Below are 20,187 nucleotides of genomic sequence, written 5' to 3'. Positions count from 1 at the left end.
GGGGCCACATCCCGACGCATGACCACGCAGCACCCTTCTCACAGGCTGGACTTGCCCCGGAGCCCGACCATGGACTTCACCCGGACCGCCGGTGCCACGACCCGCTTCCGGCCCAAGGCGGACGACCGCGAGGCGACGCTGCTGCGCCTGGAGGCGTTCGCGCATCTCATGGACTCGGCCTTCGTGATCCCCGGCATCAACCGGCGGGTGGGCCTCGACGCCCTGGTGGGCCTTGTCCCGGTCGTGGGCGACGTCGCCGGTATGCTGCTGGCCTCCTACATCGTGGTGGAGGCGCGCCGGCTCGGGGCGCCGCGCTGGCTCATCGCCCGGATGGCCCTGAACATCGCGGCCGACGGGGCGCTCGGCGCCGTCCCCCTGGCGGGCGACCTGTTCGATGCGGCGTTCAAGGCCAACCGCCGCAACGTGCGCCTGCTGCGGCGTCACCTCGAGCGGCATGGCGGCTTGCGCCCGAACGAGATCGAGGGCACGGCGACGCACATCGACGGCTGAGATCCGGCGCACGGGGGGACGCCCGATGAACGAGGTCGCGCGTCCCGACACCACCCAGGCGGTCGCCCTGCCCGCGCCGAGTCGCGGCCTGTCGCCGTTGAACCGGCGGCGGCTCGCCAATTTCCGGCGCAATCGCCTCGGCTACTGGTCGTTCCTGATCTTCACGGGCCTGTTTGTCACGAGTCTGTTCGCCGAGTTCATCGCCAACGATCGGCCGCTGGTCGTCTCGTACAAGGGCGAGATCCTGTTCCCGGTGATCATCGACTATCCGGACGAGAAGTTTGGCGGCTTCTACGCCCGACCCAACTATCGCTCGGCGGAGACCCGCAAGGAGATCGCCGATAACGGCTGGGCGATCTGGCCCCCCATCCCCTATTCCTACGACACGATCATCGACGGGCTGCCGACCCCCTCCCCCTCGCCCCCGACCTGGATGCTCACCGAGGCCCAATGCCAAACCGTGGGTAAGCCCTGCGCCGAGCTGGAGAAGCACTGGCTCGGAACCGACAACACCACGCGCGACGTGCTGGCGCGCATCATCTATGGCTTCCGCATCTCGGTGCTGTTCGGGCTGATCCTCGCCCTGATCTCCTCGGTGATCGGCGTGATCGCCGGAGCGGTACAGGGCTATTTCGGCGGCTGGGTCGACCTTGCCCTGCAGCGCTTCATCGAGGTCTGGAGCGGCATCCCGACCCTCTATCTCATCATCATCATCTCGGCCTTCATCGAGCCGGGCTTCTTCGTGCTGCTGGGCATCCTGCTGCTGTTCTCATGGGTGTCTCTCGTCGGGGTCGTGCGGGCGGAGTTCCTGCGGGCCCGCAACTTCGAGTACGTGCGGGCCGCCCGGGCGCTGGGCCTCTCGAACATCCGCATCATGAGCCGCCACCTCCTGCCCAACGCGATGGTGGCGACGCTGACCTTCCTGCCCTTCATCCTCAACGGATCGATCGGGACGCTGACCTCCCTCGACTTCCTCGGCTTCGGCCTGCCCCCCGGCTCGGCCTCGCTGGGCGAGTTGCTGGCCCAGGGCAAGGACAACATCCAGGCGCCCTGGCTCGGACTGACCGGCTTCTTCGTGGTGGCGGTGATGCTGAGCCTGCTGGTCTTCGCCGGCGAGGCCGTGCGCGACGCCTTCGACCCGCGCAAATCCTTCGCCTGAGAGCCGGTCTTTGCGGCAGCGCGGAGCCTCGGCTGTCGTCCGATCAGCCCCTCAGAGCGGGCGCTGGCGGCCGCCGTCGAGCAGCCAGCCCCTGGCACGCAGGAGAAGGGCCGGCCGGACCCGGGCGACGTCGTCGCCATCGACGAGGGGGGAGCCCGCGAGGGCGGCGAGATAGGCCTGTTCGCTGGGCCGGCAGGTGCGCAGGGCCGCGTCGGCGGCGATGACCCGGCTGGAGAGGGCGACCTCGAGGGCGAAGTTGCGGTTGAGGCAGGCGCGCCAGGAGGCGTGGCGCTGGGCCACGCTCGGGGCCTCCTGCGCCGCCGCGGAGGCGGCGAGCAGCATCAGCAGAGCGGGCGCTGCAGCGGTACGGCGAAGATCGCGGAACGTCATGGACGGGGTATCCCGGAGCGGGATCACCCTCGGGCCGCCACGCTTAACCGCGCCTTAAAGGATCGGGTTGTCCACGATCCCGCATTGGGACAGCGTCAGCGGTTGGCCGTGGTGACGGGCGAGGCGGCCCGGCCGAGGGACACCCAGGCGACGGCATCCTGGCTCTCGCGCTTGATGAAGGTGTAGCCGGTCTGACGCCAGGGCAGGATCGTGCTGGTCTTGTTGTCGAGGATGAGGTCGCCGCGATCGGTGATCAGGGTCAGGACGGCATGGCCTTCGCCCTTCTCGTCGATCACGACGGTCATCCGCATCGCCCGGCGCGGCAGCCCGGCCTCGGCCAGGAGCTTGCGCTTGAGGAGCTGGAAGTCCTCGCAATCCCCCGCGCCGTCCTCGGCGAGGTCCCAGCGGTCCGCGACGTGCAGGTGGTCCATGTCGGTGACGGCGACCAGGGACTTGTTCACCCGGCGGTTAACCGAGACGATGGTGTTCCAGATCGTCGGCGTCAGGGCGATCTGGGCTGGCTCGGCGGTGTTCACCGCACATTCCGTCGCGTAGGCGGCGCAGAAATCGACCCAGGCGGCGATCGGGCGGGTCTGGACACCGGCACTGATGGCGCTCGGGACCGTGGGCAGGGCCGCCAGGGTCTGCGCTTCGGCGCCCGACACGGCGACGAGGCCCAGGGCCAGCGTCGCGGCACCGAAGGTGGCGAGACGGGTCTTCAGAGCCGAGAAACGCTGGGAAAACCCGTACCGCATGACCGCCCTTGGCCCCGTTAAGCTTCTGTTAACGAATGTCCCACGGCAGACGTTGCACCACAATCGGCGGGTTAAGAAAAGGTTAACGGTGTGGATGACGGCGCTTCGGTTCGTCGTCACCGCGTCCGGCCGACGCAACGTTGTGACGCGACAGGCCCGAGATCGGCGGCGGCGGGACAGACACCGTCCGCGGACAGCCGCGAAGCATCGCCGGAGCCAATGCTGTCCAGGGACGTTCCGGCGGCCAGGCGTTGCTTTGCCAAACAACGAACAAGCCTGCATCGATCTGCTTGCGACGGAGGCTGAACAGGTCTTGCCCGTCCTAAGCCTCTCACGGCTAGAGGTGAGACGCTTGTCCCCGGGCGAGGCGGCCCCATTTTCACCCGCGAGGGCGCAATCAGACCGAGAAGACGAGGCCTAGATGATTGACGCAGATCGACCCTTCCGGATCGCTCCGCCGGTGACGGCACGCATGGCGCTCGCCCTTGCCCTGTCGGCCGTGATGATCCCCACCGCTCGTGCGCAGGAGACGCCCTACGTCAACCCGGAGCGCGGGACGTTCCTGATCCATGGCAATTACTGTGGCCCGGGCAATCGCAGCCCGCGCCCGCCCATCGATGCCCTGGACCTCGCCTGCATGCATCACGACATCTGCTCGCCGCCCAGGGGGCAGATCCCCACCTGTGCCTGCAACGACCGCCTGCACGCGGAGGCCGAGGCGGTCTCGGAGGATCAGACGCAGCCGCAGAGCCTGCGCGACACGGCCGGCTTCGTTGCCGACACTGCCCTCGCCCTGCCCTGCCGCTGACGCCGCGTTCCGACAAGCGCCGCTGGCCGTGCCCCGGGTTCCTCTCGGCCTCAGGCCTGGGGCAGGTCCGGCGTAATCCCGAGGTTGGCGAGGCCCTCGTCGAGGAGGTCGCCCGCATTGGGAATACCGAGGATCTCGCGGGCGGCCCCCTCGCCGGCAGCCTCGCGCTCGCGGGCGAAGCGCACCGCCTCGGACCATTCCTCGGGTTCCATGTCGCCGCGCCCGATATAGAGAAGGGCCAGGAGGTCGGCGCGCTCGTCGTCGTTGAGGGCGCCGATCATCGACCGCAATTCTTCCTCGGTGGCGTCGTCCGTGCCCGAGATGAGCACGTCGGTGGCCCCGTCATCGGTGGGGTTGGAGCCGGAATCGGGGTCGGTCGGCCCTTCCTTCACATCGACGGCGCGCACGCGCAGGATGATTTCGGTGACCTTGTCGACGGCGATGTCCATGAACGCATTCCCGTTTCGGCGGCCGCCGGCAGCGGCGGCCCTGAGCAGCGACAACGGGCCAAGCCGGATCCGGTTCGCGTCGATCCGAACCGGTCCGCGCCGATGACGCGTTGGATCGGTGGCCTCGACGGGTGCCGCGGGGCCTGGGCCGGGGTCCTGCTGGACCTCGACGACCCCGCTCGCTACCGCGCCGTGCGGGTCACCCGGCCGGCCGACCTCCTCGACGGCGTCGAGGCACCGATCCGCGTGGGGATCGACTGTCCCATCGGCCTGGAGGCGCACGTGACCGGCGGCGGACGAAGTGCCGACCGGGCCGCGCGCGCTGTCCTGGGCGCCGGACGAGCGAGCGTGTTTCCGGTGCCGGCCCGCGCAGCGGTCTATGCCGGGACTTACGAAGAGGCGAAGGCGTTGTCACGGGCACACAGCACGCCGCCCTTCGCGCCCTCGATCCAGTGCTGGAACATCCTGCCCGCCGTCCGGGCGGTCGACGGGCTGCTACGGGCGCGACCGGATCTCATGGCGCGCCTTCACGAAGTCCATCCCGAGATCGTGTTCCGCTGCCTCAACGGCGGACAGCCCCTGGCGGCGGGCAAGAAGGGTTTGGGCCGCCAGGCGGGACTTGCCGAACGCCGCGCCCTGCTCGAACGGGCCGGCCTGCCCGAAGGCCTGATCGCAGGACGACCGTCCGGGATCGGTGCGGACGACCACCTCGATGCGCTGGCCGCCCTCGTCGTCGCCCGCGATCTCGCCGAGGGCCGCGCCCGCCCCCTGCCCGATCCACCCGACCGGGACGCCGAGGGACTTCCCGTCGTGATCTGGATGCCGGCCGATCCGTCGAGCCACCCCCTGGCCGCAGGAGAAATCCCTGCTAGATCGGGGAGCTGAAGCGGGACGGTGGGACATGGACATGACGCAGGATCTGACCGTTCGCGACATCGCCCGGGCGCTGGTGTTCGATCCCGATCAGCGCCTTCTGCTCATCGCCTACGAGTCCGTGCGCCCGATCGATCCGGCGAGACCGGAGGACCGCACCTTCTGGTTCATGCCCGGGGGCGGTCTCGAGGCCGGCGAGACGCATGTGGAGGCCTGCCGGCGCGAACTGTCCGAGGAAATCGGCGTGCCGGATGCCGAGATCGGACCACAGGTCGCGTCGTGCGACGGCCCCTTCCACCTGTTCCGGACCTCTCGCTATGCCCGCGAGCGCTACTTCGTCGTCCGCCTGCCCGACGCGACCGTGGATACGAGCCGTCTGGCGGAAACCGAGGACAACCCGGTCCTCGGCACCCGCTGGTGGACGCTGGCCGAACTCGCGTCCACGTCCGAGCGCATCGAGCCGAGGGGGTTGGTCGAGGTCGCCCGCGACATCGTTGCCGGGACGATACCGGCGGCGCCGGTCGTCCTAAACTGGCGGGAGCAACCGTAGCCCTCCGGCACGCCACGTGTTGGCGAGCCTCCCACGAAACCCATGAGCGAGGACCAACCCATGTTTCCAGAGACGCTGAAGGCCGGCTATCGCTCCTTCATCGACGGACGCCTGACCGACGAGGCCAAGCGCTACGCCAAGCTCGCCGAGGGTCAGAGCCCCGAGGTTCTGATGATCAGCTGCTGCGACAGCCGCGTCTCCCCGGAGGTGATCTTCGACACCGGACCGGGTGAACTCTTCGTGATCCGCAACGTCGCGAACATCGTCCCCCCGCACGAGACCGGCGGCGATTATCACGGCACCTCGGCGGCGATCGAGTTCGCTGTGGAGGGTCTGGAAGTGAAGCACATCGTGGTGCTGGGTCACGCCACCTGCGGCGGCATCAAGGCCTACGCCAACTCGTCGAAGCCGCTGTCGCAGGGCGACTTCATCGGTAAGTGGGTGTCCCTCGTGGGCCCCGCCGCCGAGAAGGTCGGTGCCCAGAACGGCCCCGACTACCTGACCCGCCTCGAATACGCGATGGTCGGCCAGAGCCTCACGAACCTGATGACCTTCCCGTTCGTGCGCAAGCGGGTGGAGAGCGGGCAGCTGGCCCTGCACGGCGCCCATTTCGGCATTGCCCGCGGGGAGTTGCTCCTGCGCGACCCCGAGACCGGCGCGTTCAACCCGGCCATCGACGGCGAGGGCCGCAGGCTCGGCCCGACCTCGTCGATCGGCTGCTTCCAGAGCTGAGTCCAGGGGCCGACGGCATCCCCGCGGCGGACAAGGCCCCTCACCGAAAAAGGACGCCGTGCCCCAGGGGCGCGGCGTCCTTTCGCGTTGTGCTGGCATGCTGGGCCCTCGGGCCCGGCATCCGTTTCCCGGCTCAGCGAGCGCCCGGAAGGCTCTGGGCCATCTGGTAATGGGACTGCAGCACCGGCAGGGCCTGCTCCGCATGTGCGCGCAGGGCCGGGTTCGGGCCGGAGGCGGCGTAGGAGCGGAACATGCCGATGGTCATCTCGTGTGACTGGACCTGCATGCGACCGTAGAGACGATCGAAGCGCGGGCCGGCCGGCGTCTGAGACAACTCGGCCAGCATCGCCTGCTGCTGCGGATTCGGCTGGATGATCGTGGTACCGGCGGTGGTGTCGACATCGCCGCGCAGGGCCTGGCTGCCGGTCGCCGCACCGCGAGCCGCGCCCGAACCGATGCCTTCGACGCCCCCGATGGGACCGCCACTGAGGGTGCCGCCCACCGCGCCGGCGGCAGCGCCCGTGGCTGCACCGACCGCACCACCCGCCACCGCGAGCGGGGCGGTGATCAGGCCGCCGAGGCCCTCGTTGCCGCGGACCGCGGCGTAGTTGTTCTCGCCACCGGCCAGGGCCACGTTGGCGGCGCGGTGGTCACGGATCGCCTCGCGCGCGAAGCGCAGCACCTGCGGGTTGCGGCTCTTGTTGATCGCGATCTGGCTCGACTGAATCTCGAAGGCGTTGGCCTGCATGGCGTCCATGCGGAAGTCGCCCATGCTCTGCGCGAAGGCAGGAGCGGACAGAACGGTCATCACGGCGGTGAGAGCGAGAGTCTTCTTGATCATGTGTTCCTCTAATCCAACGCGACAGTGCAGCCTGAATGCCCAAAGGCTATTCATTCCTGACGGAGGGCGAGCCTGTCATGGTTGGTGGGCCAACGACGCGGTTGCGATTGGGTTCCCAACTTACACGGGTTCTTTTCTCAGCTTTACCCAAACGAAACTGATCTTCTAAATGGCCAAGCTTTCTGCTCGATTTGCTTTCGGCGCACCTCTTGGCGTGCCGATCCGAGCACCTCGTCCAAGCACCTCGGGAAAACTGCGGGTGGGCCCGGCCATCCTGTTTTCCAGGACCGCGTTTCGCATTAGCCTGGTCCCATCGTGCCGTTGCGAGGAAGGCTCCCGATGAAGACCCTGCTCGTTCCCGTCGCGTCCCATGACGCTCTGCCCTCGGTCTTCGAGACCGCGATCCTCACCGCCCGCCGGTTCGGCAGCCTCATCGAGGGCGTCTCCCTGCGGCCGGCCCTGGCCGAGTACGTTCCCGTCGACATGGTCGGAGGCATGACCTGGCTCCGTGACGAGGAGGCCGACAAGGTCGAAGCCGAGCGCGCCGGGCGGCAGTTCATCGACTTCATGACCCAGGCCAGCCTGCCGCTCGCGGCCGAGGGTCCGTGCAACCCGGAGGCCCTGGCCGCCGGCCCGCGCTACCGCTGGCGGGCCGACGTACCGGCCGGCGACGGCTTCCTGGGCCAGTACGCGCGCCTGTTCACCGCCACCGTGGTGGGCCGGCCCGGAACCGAGGACGGCGCCCCGCGCATGACCACCTTCGAGACCGCCCTGTTCGAGAGCGGACGGCCGATCCTGCTGGCGCCGCCGATCGCCCCCGCCACCCTCGGCGAGGCGATCCTGATCGCCTGGAACGGATCGACCGAGACGGCCCGCGCGGTGGCCTTCGCAATGCCGTTCCTGCGGCAGGCCAAGCGGATCCGCGTCATCAGCGTCGAGGGTGGGACGGTCCCGGGCCCGACGGCCGAGGAACTGGCGCGTGCCCTGGCCTGCGAGGGCATCAGCGCCGATTTCCGCGCTCATTCGGCCGGTCGGCGGACACCCGGAGAGGTCTACCTCGCCGAGGCTGAAGCCTTCGGGTGCGACCTCCTCATCAAGGGCGCCTACACCCAGAGCCGCCTGCGACAGATGATCTTCGGTGGCCCGACGAGCCACCTCCTGGCCCATGCGGCGATCCCGATGCTGATGGCCCACTGACCTATCCGCATCGCGCGCAATTGACTTGCGCGCGCGGAAGATTGGGAGCACCGTCCCGGCGGCCGGTTCGAACCGGTTGCCAGGAATCCTCTGCATGAAGTCGCTGACTCTCGTCCTCGCCCTGTCCGGCCTCGCCCTTAGCCTTCCGGCCATGGCCGACTCCCCCGTCGTCCGCATCCGAGGCACGATCGAGGCGGTGGACGGCACCAGCGTCACCATCAAGCCGCGCATGGGCGCGCCGGTGCAGGTCAAGCTCGGCGACGGCGTTCGGGTCGCCACCGCCAATGCCGCCAAGATCAGCGACATTCAGCCCGACAGCTACATCGGCACCGCCGCCACGCCGCAGCCGGACGGAACCCTGAAGGCCCTCGAGGTCGCGGTGTTCGCGCCGAGCATGCGCGGAACCGGCGACGGCCACTACCCGTGGGATCTCGAGAAGGAGAACACCATGACCAACGGCGCGGTGGGCGCCCTCTCGGGGACCACCGACCGGACGATCCGGGTGACCTACAAGGGCGGCGAGAAGACCATCACCGTGCCGGAGGGCGTGCCGGTCGTGGCCCTGGCCCCCGGGGATGCCAGCAAGATCAAGCCGGGTGCCCGAATCGTGGCCTTCACCAAGGCGGATGCCGGCGGCGTCGCCGTGGCCGACCGGATGATCGTGGGCGAGAACGGCACCGTCCCGCCGATGTGAGCGGCGGCGGGCTCGGCCCCAACGCCGGAAGACGCCCGGGAAACCGGGCCGGGCGGGCGCCCCGCGCCCGTCCACCAACACCCCAGGGAGAACGCCATGATGAAGACGCTGCTCACCGGCCTCACCGTCGGCCTCGCGCTCGCCACCGCACCGGCGCGCGCCGCCGACGTGGTGCGCTACCGCGGCACCATCGAGTCGGTCGATGGTTCGACCGTCACGATCAAGCCCCGCATGGGCGAGACCAAGACCGTCACCTTCGGGGACGACACCAAGCTGCTGGCAGCCAGCACCGGGAAGCTCTCCGACATCAAGTCCGAGAGCTACATCGGCACCGCCGCGATCCCGCAGCCCGACGGCACCCAGAAGGCCCTGCAGGTGACGGTGTTCGCCTCCTCCCTGCGCGGCACCGCCGACGGCCACTATCCGTGGGATCTCGGCTCCAACTCCACCATGACCAACGGCGCCATCGGCAGCCTCTCCGGCACCGAGGGCCGGACGATGCTGGTCAAGTATCAGGGCGGCGAGAAGAAGGTGATGGTGCCGGAGGACGTGCCGGTGACCCTCGTCGACCCGGGCGAGAAGAGCATCGTGGTGCCGGGCGCCAAGGTCGTGGCCTTCACCAAGGCGGGCCCCGACGGCAAGCTCAACGCCGCCGTGCTGATCGTCGGCCGCAACGGCACCGTCCCGTCGATGTGATCCCCTCCCCGGCCCCTCCGCCGCAGCGGACGGGGCCGGGTTTCCCGTCCCGAGAACCCGAGGTCCCGTTGACGATCGTCCCCGAAACACCGTCGCGCCTCGTGGTGATTCACCCGCTCGTGGTGCGGATCACGCACTGGATCAACGCCGTCGCGGTGTTCTGCATGCTGTTCAGCGGCTGGGCAATCTACAACGCCTCGCCGCTCTTTCCCTTCGCGTTCCCGAAATGGGCGACTCTCGGCGGCTGGCTCGGCGGCGCCCTGGCCTGGCACTTCGCCGCCATGTGGCTCTTCGCCCTCAACGGCCTCGCCTACCTGATCTACGGCCTCCTCGCCCGCCACTTCGCCACCACCTTCCTGCCCCTGAGCCCGGGCGCGATCTGGCGCGATGCCCGGGCCGCTCTGAGGTTCCGCCTCGTTCACCGGGTCGGCCGCTACAACGCCGTCCAGCGCCTCGCCTACGGGATCGCGATCGCGCTCGGCCTCCTCCTGGTTGCCTCCGGATGTGCCCTGTGGAAGCCCGTGCAGTGGCAGGCCCTGGCGAACCTGTTCGGCGGCTACGAGTGGGCGCGGCGTGTGCATTTCGCCGCCATGGCGGGCCTGGGAGGCTTCATCCTGCTCCACCTCGCCCTGGTGGCCATCGTGCCCAGTACGCTGCTGGCGATGATCACCGGCCGCGCCCGCGTCACCGAGGAGACCGTTCGCTGATGCCCCGCGATCCCGACGACGCCGCCCGCCTCAAGGCTCTGCGCCGCGACCTCGCCCCCGACCTCGCGCGCCTGGAGCGCCGGATGGTGCTGCGCGGCGGCCTCTCCCTGGGTGCCCTGACCCTGCTCTCCGGCTGCGACCTCTCCACCGGCAGCAACGGCACCCTGGCGGACCGCGTCCTCTGGGCGATGTCGCGGGCCAATGACCGGGTCCAGCAATGGCTGTTCGATCCCGCGACCCTGGCCCCGACCTACCCGGCCTCGATGATCGACAGCCCGTTCCGCTTCAACGCCTTCTACCCGCCGGACAACATTCCGGAGATCGACGAGGCGACCTGGAAGCTCGAGGTCTCCGGCCTCGTCGCCGACAAGGCGCCCTGGACCCTGGCGAAGCTCCGGGCCCTGCCGCAGGAGAGCCAGATCACCCGCCACATCTGCATCGAGGGCTGGAGCCAGATCGGGCAGTGGAGCGGCGTGCCGCTGCGGACCTTCCTGGAGCGGAGCGGCGCCGACCTCACCGCCAAGTATGTCGGCTTCAAGTGCGCCGACCGCTACTACGGCAGCCTCGACATGCCGAGTGCCCTGCACCCGCAGACGATCCTGGCCCTCGACTTCGCCGGCCAGCCCCTCGCGCCCGAGTACGGCTATCCCCTGCGGGTCCGGGTGCCGACGAAGCTCGGCTTCAAGAGCCCGAAGCACATCGCGGCGATCTTCGTGACCAACGACTATCCGGGCGGCTACTGGGAGGACCAGGGCTACAACTGGTTCAGCGGGATCTGAGCGCCCCGCCCCTCGCATCGGCCACGGTTCCGTTCTACATCGCCTGGCGATGAGCACAGACTTCGCCCTCGACCCGCAGCTGGCCGCCGACACCGTGCATGTGGGCGACCTCGCCCTGTGCAGCGTCCTCCTCATGGACGATGCCCGCTTCCCCTGGCTGATCCTCGTCCCGCGCCGGGCCGGCGCCAGCGAGATCACCGATCTCGCCCCGGCGGATGCGCAGGCGCTGATGGACGAGCTGCGGATCGCCACCGGCGTGATGCTGACCCTGGCCAAGCCCGACAAGGTCAATGTCGCGGCGCTCGGCAACGTCGTCTCCCAACTCCACGTGCACGTGATCGGGCGCTTCCGCTCCGATCCGGCCTGGCCGAAGCCGGTCTGGGGCCTCGGCACCGCCACCCCCTACCCGCACCACGCCCGCGCCCAGATGATCGAGCGCATCGGCGCCCTGTTCGCGGCGGCTTGAGGCGATGGCCGATCCCTTGAGCCAGCTCGGCTACGTCCAGAGCCGCCTCGTGCGTCACTCCGCCGAGAGCGCGTCCGCGATCCCCGCGCTCGATGCGCCCGGCGCCAGCATCGTCGTCCTGGCGGGCGACCGCGTCGTGCTCGTGGGCGATACGGCGCTCCTGGCGCCGGATGCGGCCGCCCGCATGGGCACGCGCAGCCTGACACTCTATCTCGGGCGCCTCGACGGCGACCCGGTCTTCGCTGCCGCCGTGCCGGCGGCGCTGGCAGAGGGCCTCGATGCCGATCCGGGATTCCGCACCAACGATCTGCGCAGCCTCGCGGGCGAGGGGCGGATCGCGCCGCATGAACTCGGGCTCCTCGCCACGGCGAAGTCCCTGCTCGGCTGGCATGCGCGCCACGGCTTCTGCGCCCATTGCGGGAACCCGACCACCCTCGCGGCCGGCGGCTATCGCCGCGAATGCACGGCCTGCGGGACGCACCATTTCCCCCGCACCGACCCCGTGGTGATCATGCTGATCACCCGAGGGGATTCCTGCCTGCTCGGCCGCTCGCCGCGCTTCAACGAGGGCATGTATTCCTGCCTCGCCGGTTTCCTGGAGCCCGGCGAGACTGTCGAGGACGCCGTGCGGCGCGAGACCTTCGAGGAGGTCGGCCTGACCATCGGCGCGGTGCGCTACCACGCCTCGCAGCCCTGGCCGTTCCCGTCCTCGCTGATGATCGGCTGCGTGGCCGAGAGCCTCGACGCGGCCATCACCCTCGATCCGGAGGAACTCGCCGACGCGCAATGGTTCTCGCGCGACACCGTCGCGGCGATGCTCGAGGGCCGCCATCCCGACGGCCTGACCACGCCGCCGCCCCTGGCGATCGCCAACCTGCTGATGCGGGCCTTCGTCGAGGGGCGGGCCTGAAGTCCCTCCCCGGCCGGCTTACCCCAGGACCCGGATCGGCGCTCCGTCGAGGAAGGCCCGGATGTCCTCCACGATCTCGGGGAAGTAGGTGCGGTAGTTCCGCTCCGTGACGTAGCCGAGATGGGGCGTCGCCAGCACGTTGGGCAAGCTGCGCCATGGGGAGTCCGGCGGCAGCGGCTCCGTCTCGAACACGTCGAGGCCGGCACCGGCGATCCGGTTCTCGGCAAGGGCCGCCAGCAGCGCGGCCTCGTCCACGATCGCCGCACGGGAGGTGTTGATCAGGAACGCGTCGGACCGCATCCGGCGCAGCGCCGCGTCGTCGACGAGGCCGCGGGTGCGTTCTCCGAGAACGAGGTGGATCGAGACGACGTGGCTCGCCGCCAGCAGCGCCTCCAGGGAGGGCGCGAGGGCGACCCCCTCGGCCGCAGCCCGCTCGCGCGTGAGATTGGGGCTCCAGGCGCTGACCTCCATGCCGAAGGCCTGGCCGATCCGGGCGACGCGGGCGCCCGTCTTGCCGAGACCGAGAAGGCCGAGACGGCGACCGGCCAGATCGCTGCCGACGCTGGCCTGCCAGGGGCCGCCCGTCCGCAGGGCCTGCACCTCCGGCACGAGGTGGCGGGCGAGCCCGAGGATCAGCGCCCAGGTCAGTTCCACCGGCGGCTCGGGGTGGCTGGCGGTGCCGCAGACCGTAACACCGTGCGCCTGCGCGGCGGCCAGGTCGATCGACAGGTTGCGCATCCCGCTGGTGAGAAGGAGCCGCAGCCGCGGCAGGCGCGCGAACAGCTCGGCCGGGAACGGCGTGCGCTCGCGCATCATCACGACGATCTCGCAATCCTGGATCGCGTCGACGAGCGCGTCCCGCGTTGCGAAGGTGGTGCGCAGGTCGCGCAGGGTGATCCGGTCCGCCAAACCCGACCAATCCGCCATCGTCGGGCCGACGCCCTGGTAATCGTCGAGGATCGCGCAGGTGAGCATGGGACATCCTGTCTGGGGAGGACCGGGCTAACGTAGGCCGAACAGCTTGGCCAGAGGCCTTCGGGACTTTGACTCACCGGCGCGAAACCGGCACCCCGGGATCTGAAACGATCACGATTCGTTCTCGACTGCAGACGGGTGCAGCGGAGCCGGGAGCCAGATGGGGTCGACATCCGAACCGCCCGCCTATGCCGAGCTCGCCGTCACCACGAACTTCTCGTTCCTGCACGGAGCCTCGCATCCCGGCGAGATGGTGGGTCAGGCCGCCGAGCTCGGGCTCCACGCCATCGGCATCGCCGACCGCAATACCCTGGCGGGCGTGGTGCGGGGCCATGCGGAGGCGAAGCGGCGAGCCGCCGCCGGCGAACCCGGTATCCGCTTCCTGCCCGGCGTACGCCTCGTGACGGAGGAAGGCTTCGAGGCCGTGGCCTACCCGATGGATCGGGCCGCCTACGGCCGCCTGTGCCGGCTCCTGACCCTCGGCAACCGCCGCTCCGAGAAGGGCCGGTGCCGCTTCGGCTTCGCCGAATTCCTGGCGGCCAGCGCGGGACAGATGCTGATCGCGATTCCCCCGGAAGAGCTCGCTGGGGAAGAGCTTGCTGGAGAGGACTTTGCGAGAAGGGATCTCGCGGGGATGCACCCGTTCCTGAGCCGGCTCGCGGCCCTGGTCGCGCAGGCTCCCGGCCGGGTCACCCTGGCGGGGAGCCACCGGCGGCGCGGCGACGAGCGCCGCCGCCTCGGTCGCCTGGCCGCCTGGGGCGCGCGCCTGGGTGCCCCCCTGGTGGCAGTCTCGGACGCGCTCTACCACCACCCGGACAGGCGGTCCCTGCAGGACATCGTCGCCTGCATCCGCGAGGGCTGTACCCTGGCGGCCGCGGGCTACCGCCTGGAAGCCAATGCGGAGCGCCACCTGCGGCCCGCGGCCGAGATGGCGCGCCTCTTCGCCGACCATCCCGAGGCCCTGGCCCGCACCATCGAGATCGCCGAGACCTGCAGCTTCTCCCTCGACGAACTGACCTACGAATACCCTGACGAGCCGGTGCCGCCGGGCTTCACCGCACAGGCCTATCTCACCGACCAGGTGTTGAAGCGCGCCCAGTGGCGCTATCCGGACGGCATTCCCGAACAAATAGTGAACACAATCCAGGAGGAGCTGCGTCTCATCGAGAAGATGGACTACGCGCGCTACTTCCTCACCCTGTTCGACATCGTCGAGTTCGCCCGCAAGCGGGGTATCCTGTGCCAGGGGCGCGGCTCGGCGGCCAATTCCGTGGTTTGCTACTGCCTCGGCATCACGGCGGTCGACCCCACCGAGATCCGCCTGCTCTTCGCCCGCTTCATCTCGGAGAACCGGGCGGAGCCCCCCGACATCGACGTGGATTTCGAGCACGAGCGCCGCGAGGAGGTGATCCAGTACCTCTACGATCGCTACGGCCGCGACCGCGCCGCGATCTGCGCCACAGTGATCCACTACCGTCCGCGCAGCGCCATCCGGGAAGTCGGCAAGGTCCTGGGGTTGCCCCCCGACATCACCGGCGTGATGGCCGACACGGTCTGGGGCTCCTGGGGCAAGGACCTGCCCGACGCCCATATCCGACAGGCGGGCCTCGACCCGGACAACGCGTCGATCCGGCAGGCGCTGGAACTCGCCCACGCGCTGATCGGCTTCCCGCGCCACCTGTCCCAGCACGTGGGCGGCTTCGTGCTGACCCGCGGGCGCCTCGACGAGACCGTGCCGGTGGGCAACGCCGCCATGGCGGACCGCACCTTCATCGAGTGGGACAAGGACGACATCGACGTGCTCGGCCTGATGAAGGTCGACGTGCTCGCGCTCGGCATGCTGAGCTGTCTGCGCCGGGGCGTGGACTTCCTGCGGCAGGATTACGGGCACGATTATCCAACGCTCGCCGACCTGCCGCGCGAGGACGAGGCCACCTACGCGATGCTGGCCAAGGCCGATTCCGTCGGCGTGTTCCAGGTCGAGAGCCGGGCACAGATGTCGATGCTGCCGCGCTTGAAGCCGCGGGAGTTCTACGACCTCGTGGTGCAGGTGGCGATCGTCCGGCCCGGGCCGATCCAGGGCGACATGGTCCATCCCTATCTGCGCCGTCGCCAGGGGCTGGAGCCGGTCAGCTACCCCTCCCCCCATCCCGATCACGGACCCCAGGACGAGCTCGAGAGCGTGCTCAGGCGGACCTACGGCGTACCCCTGTTCCAGGAGCACGCGATGCAGATCGCGATCACCGCCGCCGGTTTCCAGCCGCACGAGGCCGACGGCCTGCGCCGGGCCATGGCCACCTTCCGGCACAACGGCCAGATCGTGAACTTCCGCACCAAGTTCGTCGAGGGCATGGTCACACGCGGCTACCCGCGCGACTTCACCGAGCGCTGCTTCAAGCAGATCGAGGGCTTCTCCACCTACGGCTTCCCGGAAAGCCATGCGGCGAGCTTCGCCCTGCTGGTCTACGCCTCCGCCTGGATGAAGTGCCGCCACCCGGACGTCTTCCTCGCCGCCATCCTCAACTCCCAGCCGATGGGCTTCTACCAGCCGGCGCAGCTCGTGCGCGATGCCCGCGCCCACGGAGTCGAAGTCCGCGGCGTCGACGTGAATGCCAGCGCCTGGGACTGCACCCTCGAGCCGGCCCTGGAGCCCCCGCCGCCCGGCATCCCGCGGCGCTTCGCCGTGCGCCTCGGCCTGCGCCAGGTGAGCGGCGTGCCGCAGGCCGCCATGCACCGCCTCGTCGCTCTGCGGGGCAACGGCTATGCCAGCATCGAGGGTCTGCAGGCGGCCCTCGCCCTGCCTCGCAACGCCCTGGAACGGCTGGCCGAGGCGGACGCGTTCCGCTCCCTCGACCTCGACCGCCGGGCCGCCCTCTGGGCGGTGCGGACCCTGGAAGGCACCTCGGCCCGCAAGGCGGCCCTGCGGAGCGACGGCGATCGGCGGACGCATCTCCTCGACACGCCGATGCCGCTCTTCGCCTTCCATGCCGATGACGGTCTGTTCCGGGCCGAACCCGCCGTGGCCCTGCCCGCCATGGCGGCCTCGGAGCACGTGGCGGAGGACTACGCCGCCACCGGCCTCTCCCTGAAGGGCCATCCGGTGGCGTTCTTCCGGACCCGGCTCGCCCGGATCGGCGCGATCCCCGCCCGCGACCACCACGACGCGGCCCGCGTGGCGAACAATGCCCGCGTCACCGTGGCGGGCCTCGTCCTCACCCGGCAGCGGCCCGGCACGGCGCGCGGCACCGTGTTCCTGACCCTGGAAGACGAGACCGGGATCGCCAACGTCATCGTCTGGCGCGACGTGTTCGAGGCTCATCGGGCGACCGCCATGGGCGCCCGCTTCCTGGCGGTGCGCGGCCGGGTGCAGCGCCAGGGCCTCGTGGTGCACCTCCTGGCCGAGCAGTTCCGCGATCTCTCGTCCGCCTTGCGGGATCTGCGCGCCGGAGGCCTGCGGCTACCGCCCGAGACCACCGATTTCGGCGCCCCGGAGGATCGACGCATTTACCGCAGCCGCGATTTTCATTGAGGCTGAATCGCGGCCGCGGGCCCGACCCGCTGGCCACACGGCCCGCCCCAGACTAGAGCTGTTCCAAACCTCGACGAGACCCACGACGCTGTCCCACTCATCGACACACGCCCCCTGGTGGAGAGGCTGGCAGGTCGTGCATGCGACCGAGCGCCTGCGCGCGCGCCCTTGGCTGGGCGAGGGAGCCGCCCTGACGGCGTCGGCCCTCGCCCTCGGCCTGCGCTTCGCCCTGGACGACATCCTGCCGCCGGGCTTTCCCTACCTGACGTTCTTCCCGGCCGTGATCCTCACGACCTTCTTCTTCGGCCTGCGGCCGGGCATCACCTGCGCGACCCTGAGCGGGTTCGCCGCCTGGTACTTCTTCATCCCGCCCGTCAGCAGCTTCATCATCGACGGGCCGACCGCCCTGGCCCTGGGCTTCTACGTCTTCATCGTTGCGGTCGATATCGCGCTGATCCACGTCATGCATCGGGCGGGCGAGCGGCTGCGCACCGAGCGGCAGGTCTCGGCGGGGCTCTACGAGCAGCAGCGCACGATGTTCCAGGAGCTGCAGCACCGGGTCGCCAACAACATGCAGTTCGTGGCCGCCCTCCTGACCCTGCAGAAGCGCAAGGTCGGCAACGATCCGAACGCGGCGCTCACCGCCCTCGACGAGGCACGGGTGCGGTTGGAGACGATCTCGCGCATCCATCGGCGCCTGTACGACCCGAGCAGCATCGAGCGCCCGGTGGGGCAGTACCTCAGGGAACTCTGCACCGACCTCCTCGATGCCACGGGCGCGCAGAACATCGTCTGCCTCGTCGACACGCCGCCCCTGCGGTTCGACCTCACCCAGCTCACCACCCTGTCGCTCCTCGTGGTCGAAGTGGTGACCAACGCCCTCAAGCATGCTTTTCCGGACGGGCGGCGGGGCACCATCACGATCCAGCTCGAGCGGCTCGATGCGGAGCGCCTGCAGCTCGTCATCTCGGATGACGGGCGCGGCATGCCCGCGGATTTCGACCCGGACGCGACGCGCAGCCTCGGCTTCCGCATCGCGCAGGGTCTCGCGGGACAGCTCGGCGGACAGCTCAGCTACAGCAACGAGGGCGGCACGGTGGTCCGCCTCGCCTTCACGCCCTGAGGGGGCTCACCTCCCCGGACAGCCCGATCATGCGACTGCGCAGCGCCCTCCTCCCTCTCCTCCTCGGCGCGAGCCTGCTCGGACCCGGCCTCGCACGGGCCGACGAGTGCGACGGCCTCGCCGCCCGGATCGCGAGTGCCATGGGCGGAAAGGTCGGCCGGCGCACCGGCCCCAGCATCGACCTGCGGGTTCCCGGCGGCCTGAAGCTCGACCTGACCTGCCGGGCCGAGCCCATCGTGCAAGCGGCCTCCTCCGACCCCACACCCTCGGACGCCTACTTCGCCGACCTCGCCCTGGCGGCCGAGATCGTGGTCGGCGAGAGCGCCGGCGCGGTCCAGGCGGCCATCGCCACGGCGCACGCCACCGCCCTCAGGGAGCGGCGCAAATCCTTCATCCAGCAAAACGGCTGGTCGGCGAGCTGCTACACCGACGCCAGCGGCTCGATCCGCACCCTGTGCTCGGTGGGGCGGATCCCACCGGGCTAGCAGGCTCCATTTTCGGAGGCGCGGATCCCTCCGGATCCGCGCCTCGTCGCACCCTGGAGCGAATCAGTACTCGATCACGTCTTCCAGGGCGTAGTGCTTCACCGTCTTCCGGTTGGCGATGAGCTCGTCGATGGTGGGCAAGCCCTTCATGGCGCGGCCGATCGCGAGCTTCGTCGCCTCGTAGTTGGTACGGTAGAGATCCTTGCGGTCGAGGTTCGGATCGGATCCGCAGCGCTCGTCCAGCCAGATCATGATGATCATGCAGAGCTCGTCGAGCCCGTCCTTGGGCAGGACGCCCTCGATCACGCAGTCGATGATGGCGTCCCCCGTGGCGGCCTGGACGACACCGCCGAGCAATTCGGCATACTCGGCCGTATGGATCGTGACCTTCGTCGTCATGATCGTGGCCGGGCGCACGAGCTGGTTGAGGTCGCGCACCACGAACATCCGGGTGTGGCCCTGAACCTGCCCCATCATGCCGGCGAAGGCCTGGCCGGCCGGGCCGCGGGTGGAGCCGATCAGCACCTCCGGCATCGCGTCGGTGTACTGCCCCTCGGCGGCGAGCACGGTGGCCTCGCCGGTACGGAACCAGATCTCGGACATGGGGTCTTCCTTCCCTGAATGATCGCCGGGCCCTGGGGGCCGGGATGGGTCGGGGCGCACAAACACCAGGGGGCGGCACGGCGTCAATCGCCGGTCGGATCTTCCGGCCCCTGGCCTCACGCCATCGGATCGGTCATGCAGAGGCACTTGCGCAGGATCCATTGCGCAGAAGTGGTATTGCGGGAATGCCGGCGACCGGGAGGGTCGAGGGTACGGAGAGGCGGAAAGCCCATGAGCGGAGAACGGGACTGGAGCATCGCGGTGGCGGCCGCACCGGACGGGGTTCGGATCGAGATCGGCCTGCCCGGCCTGAACGGCGCACCCGTCACGGCGATCCTTGCCCTCGACCGGGAGGAGGCCCGTACCCTGGCGCGGGCGCTGCTGGCGGCCTCCGGGGACGCGATGGAGCGCACGTTTCCGCGCGCCTCCGGCTCGGGCGAGCGTTAGAGGCCGACGCGGTTGCTGCGGCCCGGCAGGGTCTGCACCTTGGCGTCGCGGGGCTCGATCGGCGCCGCGCAGGTGTAGGTGAATTCGGTCTGCAGATCGGTGAACACGGTTTCGCCGCGGACCCGGCAATCCTCGCGCCCCGTCTCGTTCAGGTAGGTGCGCGCCGCCTCGCGGAAGCGCTTGACCCGGGTCAGGGCCGGATCGCCGCCGGCGAGCGCATCGTCGAGGCCGCAGCCCGTGGTCTCCCGCAGGGCGTTGGAGACGATCAGCATCTTGCGGACCCGGCGCTGGTCGTAGACCTCGTAGGGATCCTTGCAGCCGATCGTCACCACCTGGGGCGGCAGGCTGACATAGGTCTTGGAGATGTACGCGAAGCCCGTGCAGCCCGAGGCGACGAGCCCGAGCGCAACGGTGGCGACGAGGGAGCCGGTGAGCCGGTACACGATCGGGGCGCCCTTCAGCTGGTCTCGGGCCATGGTTGAGCCGGGCAGGCATTGAAGCGCAGGCAC

Annotated in this window: 24 protein-coding genes; 17 read left to right on the top strand and 7 right to left on the bottom strand. The window is 69.8% G+C overall.

The genetic code is table 11. From position 1 onward, the window contains the following. Positions 1–69: 69 nt before the first annotated feature. Positions 70–510, top strand: coding sequence for a DUF4112 domain-containing protein (locus tag ASF58_RS04200; protein WP_055947593.1), 441 nt, complete (start codon positions 70–72; stop codon positions 508–510). Positions 511–535: 25 nt separating this feature from the next. Beyond that, positions 536–1,669, top strand: coding sequence for an ABC transporter permease (locus ASF58_RS04195; RefSeq protein WP_055947590.1), 1,134 nt, complete (start codon positions 536–538; stop codon positions 1,667–1,669). Positions 1,670–1,720: 51 nt separating this feature from the next. On the opposite strand, the gene ASF58_RS04190 is transcribed toward ASF58_RS04195, so the two are convergent. Continuing rightward, positions 1,721–2,059 (bottom strand): hypothetical protein, encoded by a 339-nt coding sequence (locus ASF58_RS04190; RefSeq protein ID WP_055947587.1) that lies wholly within the window; start codon positions 2,057–2,059, stop codon positions 1,721–1,723. A 95-nt stretch (positions 2,060–2,154) separates the two neighbouring features. Then, positions 2,155–2,814, bottom strand: a complete 660-nt coding sequence (locus ASF58_RS04185) for a transglutaminase-like cysteine peptidase (RefSeq protein ID WP_055947585.1) — start codon at positions 2,812–2,814, stop codon at positions 2,155–2,157. 421 nt (positions 2,815–3,235) lie between these two features. Between ASF58_RS04185 and ASF58_RS04180 the strand changes: the two genes are divergently transcribed. After that, complete coding sequence (locus ASF58_RS04180) at positions 3,236–3,622, top strand: hypothetical protein (RefSeq protein WP_244477178.1); 387 nt, start codon at positions 3,236–3,238, stop codon at positions 3,620–3,622. 50 nt (positions 3,623–3,672) lie between these two features. On the opposite strand, the gene ASF58_RS04175 is transcribed toward ASF58_RS04180, so the two are convergent. Continuing rightward, positions 3,673–4,071 carry a DUF3775 domain-containing protein gene (locus ASF58_RS04175; RefSeq protein ID WP_055947582.1) on the bottom strand — a complete coding sequence of 133 codons (399 nt, stop codon included), beginning with the start codon at positions 4,069–4,071 and terminating at the stop codon, positions 3,673–3,675. Positions 4,072–4,173: 102 nt separating this feature from the next. Here ASF58_RS04175 and ASF58_RS04170 point away from each other — a divergent pair, with 102 nt between their 5' ends. The 3 genes from ASF58_RS04170 to ASF58_RS04160 are packed head-to-tail and all read left to right on the top strand — an operon-like array spanning position 4,174 to position 6,226. Beyond that, positions 4,174–4,956 carry a DUF429 domain-containing protein gene (locus ASF58_RS04170; RefSeq protein WP_055947578.1) on the top strand — a complete coding sequence of 261 codons (783 nt, stop codon included), beginning with the start codon at positions 4,174–4,176 and terminating at the stop codon, positions 4,954–4,956. A 22-nt stretch (positions 4,957–4,978) separates the two neighbouring features. Next, a complete protein-coding gene (locus ASF58_RS04165) occupies positions 4,979–5,494 on the top strand; it encodes an NUDIX domain-containing protein (protein ID WP_055948811.1) in 516 nt (171 codons plus the stop codon). Positions 5,495–5,554: 60 nt separating this feature from the next. Beyond that, positions 5,555–6,226, top strand: coding sequence for a carbonic anhydrase (locus ASF58_RS04160; protein ID WP_055948808.1), 672 nt, complete (start codon positions 5,555–5,557; stop codon positions 6,224–6,226). Positions 6,227–6,359: 133 nt separating this feature from the next. Here the strand turns inward: ASF58_RS04160 and ASF58_RS04155 are convergent, their stop codons facing one another. After that, positions 6,360–7,067 (bottom strand): DUF4142 domain-containing protein, encoded by a 708-nt coding sequence (locus ASF58_RS04155; RefSeq protein WP_055947576.1) that lies wholly within the window; start codon positions 7,065–7,067, stop codon positions 6,360–6,362. Between the two features lie 339 nt (positions 7,068–7,406). On the opposite strand from ASF58_RS04155, the gene ASF58_RS04150 reads away from it, so the two are divergent. The 7 genes from ASF58_RS04150 (at position 7,407) to nudC (ending at position 12,516) form a co-directional block, all read left to right on the top strand. Further along, complete coding sequence (locus ASF58_RS04150) at positions 7,407–8,264, top strand: universal stress protein (RefSeq protein WP_055947573.1); 858 nt, start codon at positions 7,407–7,409, stop codon at positions 8,262–8,264. A 94-nt stretch (positions 8,265–8,358) separates the two neighbouring features. Next, positions 8,359–8,958, top strand: coding sequence for a hypothetical protein (locus tag ASF58_RS04145; RefSeq protein WP_055947570.1), 600 nt, complete (start codon positions 8,359–8,361; stop codon positions 8,956–8,958). Between the two features lie 96 nt (positions 8,959–9,054). After that, complete coding sequence (locus ASF58_RS04140) at positions 9,055–9,654, top strand: hypothetical protein (protein ID WP_055947567.1); 600 nt, start codon at positions 9,055–9,057, stop codon at positions 9,652–9,654. Between the two features lie 68 nt (positions 9,655–9,722). Then, positions 9,723–10,361, top strand: coding sequence for a cytochrome b/b6 domain-containing protein (locus tag ASF58_RS04135; RefSeq protein WP_055947564.1), 639 nt, complete (start codon positions 9,723–9,725; stop codon positions 10,359–10,361). Beyond that, positions 10,361–11,140: a molybdopterin-dependent oxidoreductase gene (locus tag ASF58_RS04130; RefSeq protein ID WP_055947561.1), complete on the top strand. Its 780-nt coding sequence runs from the start codon at positions 10,361–10,363 to the stop codon at positions 11,138–11,140. Before ASF58_RS04135 ends, ASF58_RS04130 begins: the two co-directional genes overlap by 1 nt. Positions 11,141–11,189: 49 nt before the next feature. Further along, entirely contained in the window at positions 11,190–11,606 is a 417-nt protein-coding gene (locus ASF58_RS04125; protein WP_055947559.1) for an HIT domain-containing protein, read from the top strand. A 4-nt stretch (positions 11,607–11,610) separates the two neighbouring features. Continuing rightward, positions 11,611–12,516, top strand: a complete 906-nt coding sequence (nudC, locus tag ASF58_RS04120; RefSeq protein WP_055947556.1) for an NAD(+) diphosphatase — start codon at positions 11,611–11,613, stop codon at positions 12,514–12,516. Between the two features lie 18 nt (positions 12,517–12,534). On the opposite strand, the gene ASF58_RS04115 is transcribed toward nudC, so the two are convergent. Next, positions 12,535–13,491: a D-2-hydroxyacid dehydrogenase family protein gene (locus ASF58_RS04115; protein ID WP_055947553.1), complete on the bottom strand. Its 957-nt coding sequence runs from the start codon at positions 13,489–13,491 to the stop codon at positions 12,535–12,537. Positions 13,492–13,651: 160 nt separating this feature from the next. On the opposite strand from ASF58_RS04115, the gene ASF58_RS04110 reads away from it, so the two are divergent. From ASF58_RS04110 to ASF58_RS04100, 3 genes are all read left to right on the top strand, one after another. Further along, a complete protein-coding gene (locus ASF58_RS04110; RefSeq protein WP_055947550.1) occupies positions 13,652–17,020 on the top strand; it encodes an error-prone DNA polymerase in 3,369 nt (1,122 codons plus the stop codon). A 136-nt stretch (positions 17,021–17,156) separates the two neighbouring features. Then, positions 17,157–18,143 (top strand): histidine kinase dimerization/phosphoacceptor domain -containing protein, encoded by a 987-nt coding sequence (locus ASF58_RS04105; protein WP_055947549.1) that lies wholly within the window; start codon positions 17,157–17,159, stop codon positions 18,141–18,143. Positions 18,144–18,172: 29 nt separating this feature from the next. Beyond that, the gene (locus ASF58_RS04100; RefSeq protein ID WP_055947547.1) at positions 18,173–18,628 is read left to right on the top strand and encodes a hypothetical protein; all 456 of its coding nucleotides are present in this window, start codon (positions 18,173–18,175) and stop codon (positions 18,626–18,628) included. A 63-nt stretch (positions 18,629–18,691) separates the two neighbouring features. On the opposite strand, the gene ASF58_RS04095 is transcribed toward ASF58_RS04100, so the two are convergent. Further along, positions 18,692–19,231, bottom strand: coding sequence for a formaldehyde-activating enzyme (locus ASF58_RS04095; RefSeq protein ID WP_055947545.1), 540 nt, complete (start codon positions 19,229–19,231; stop codon positions 18,692–18,694). A 231-nt stretch (positions 19,232–19,462) separates the two neighbouring features. Here ASF58_RS04095 and ASF58_RS04090 point away from each other — a divergent pair, with 231 nt between their 5' ends. Further along, a complete protein-coding gene (locus ASF58_RS04090) occupies positions 19,463–19,678 on the top strand; it encodes a hypothetical protein (protein WP_055947543.1) in 216 nt (71 codons plus the stop codon). Here the strand turns inward: ASF58_RS04090 and ASF58_RS04085 are convergent. Continuing rightward, positions 19,675–20,154 carry a hypothetical protein gene (locus ASF58_RS04085; protein WP_244477177.1) on the bottom strand — a complete coding sequence of 160 codons (480 nt, stop codon included), beginning with the start codon at positions 20,152–20,154 and terminating at the stop codon, positions 19,675–19,677. The two genes, ASF58_RS04090 and ASF58_RS04085, sit on opposite strands and share 4 nt — an antisense overlap. Positions 20,155–20,187: the final 33 nt, after the last annotated feature.

The organism is Methylobacterium sp. Leaf125, from assembly GCF_001423085.1.
In the GTDB taxonomy this organism is placed as follows: Bacteria; Pseudomonadota; Alphaproteobacteria; order Rhizobiales; family Beijerinckiaceae; genus Methylobacterium.
Note: the sequence above shows the minus strand (reverse complement) of the source record. Positions and strands in the feature narration are given on the sequence as shown.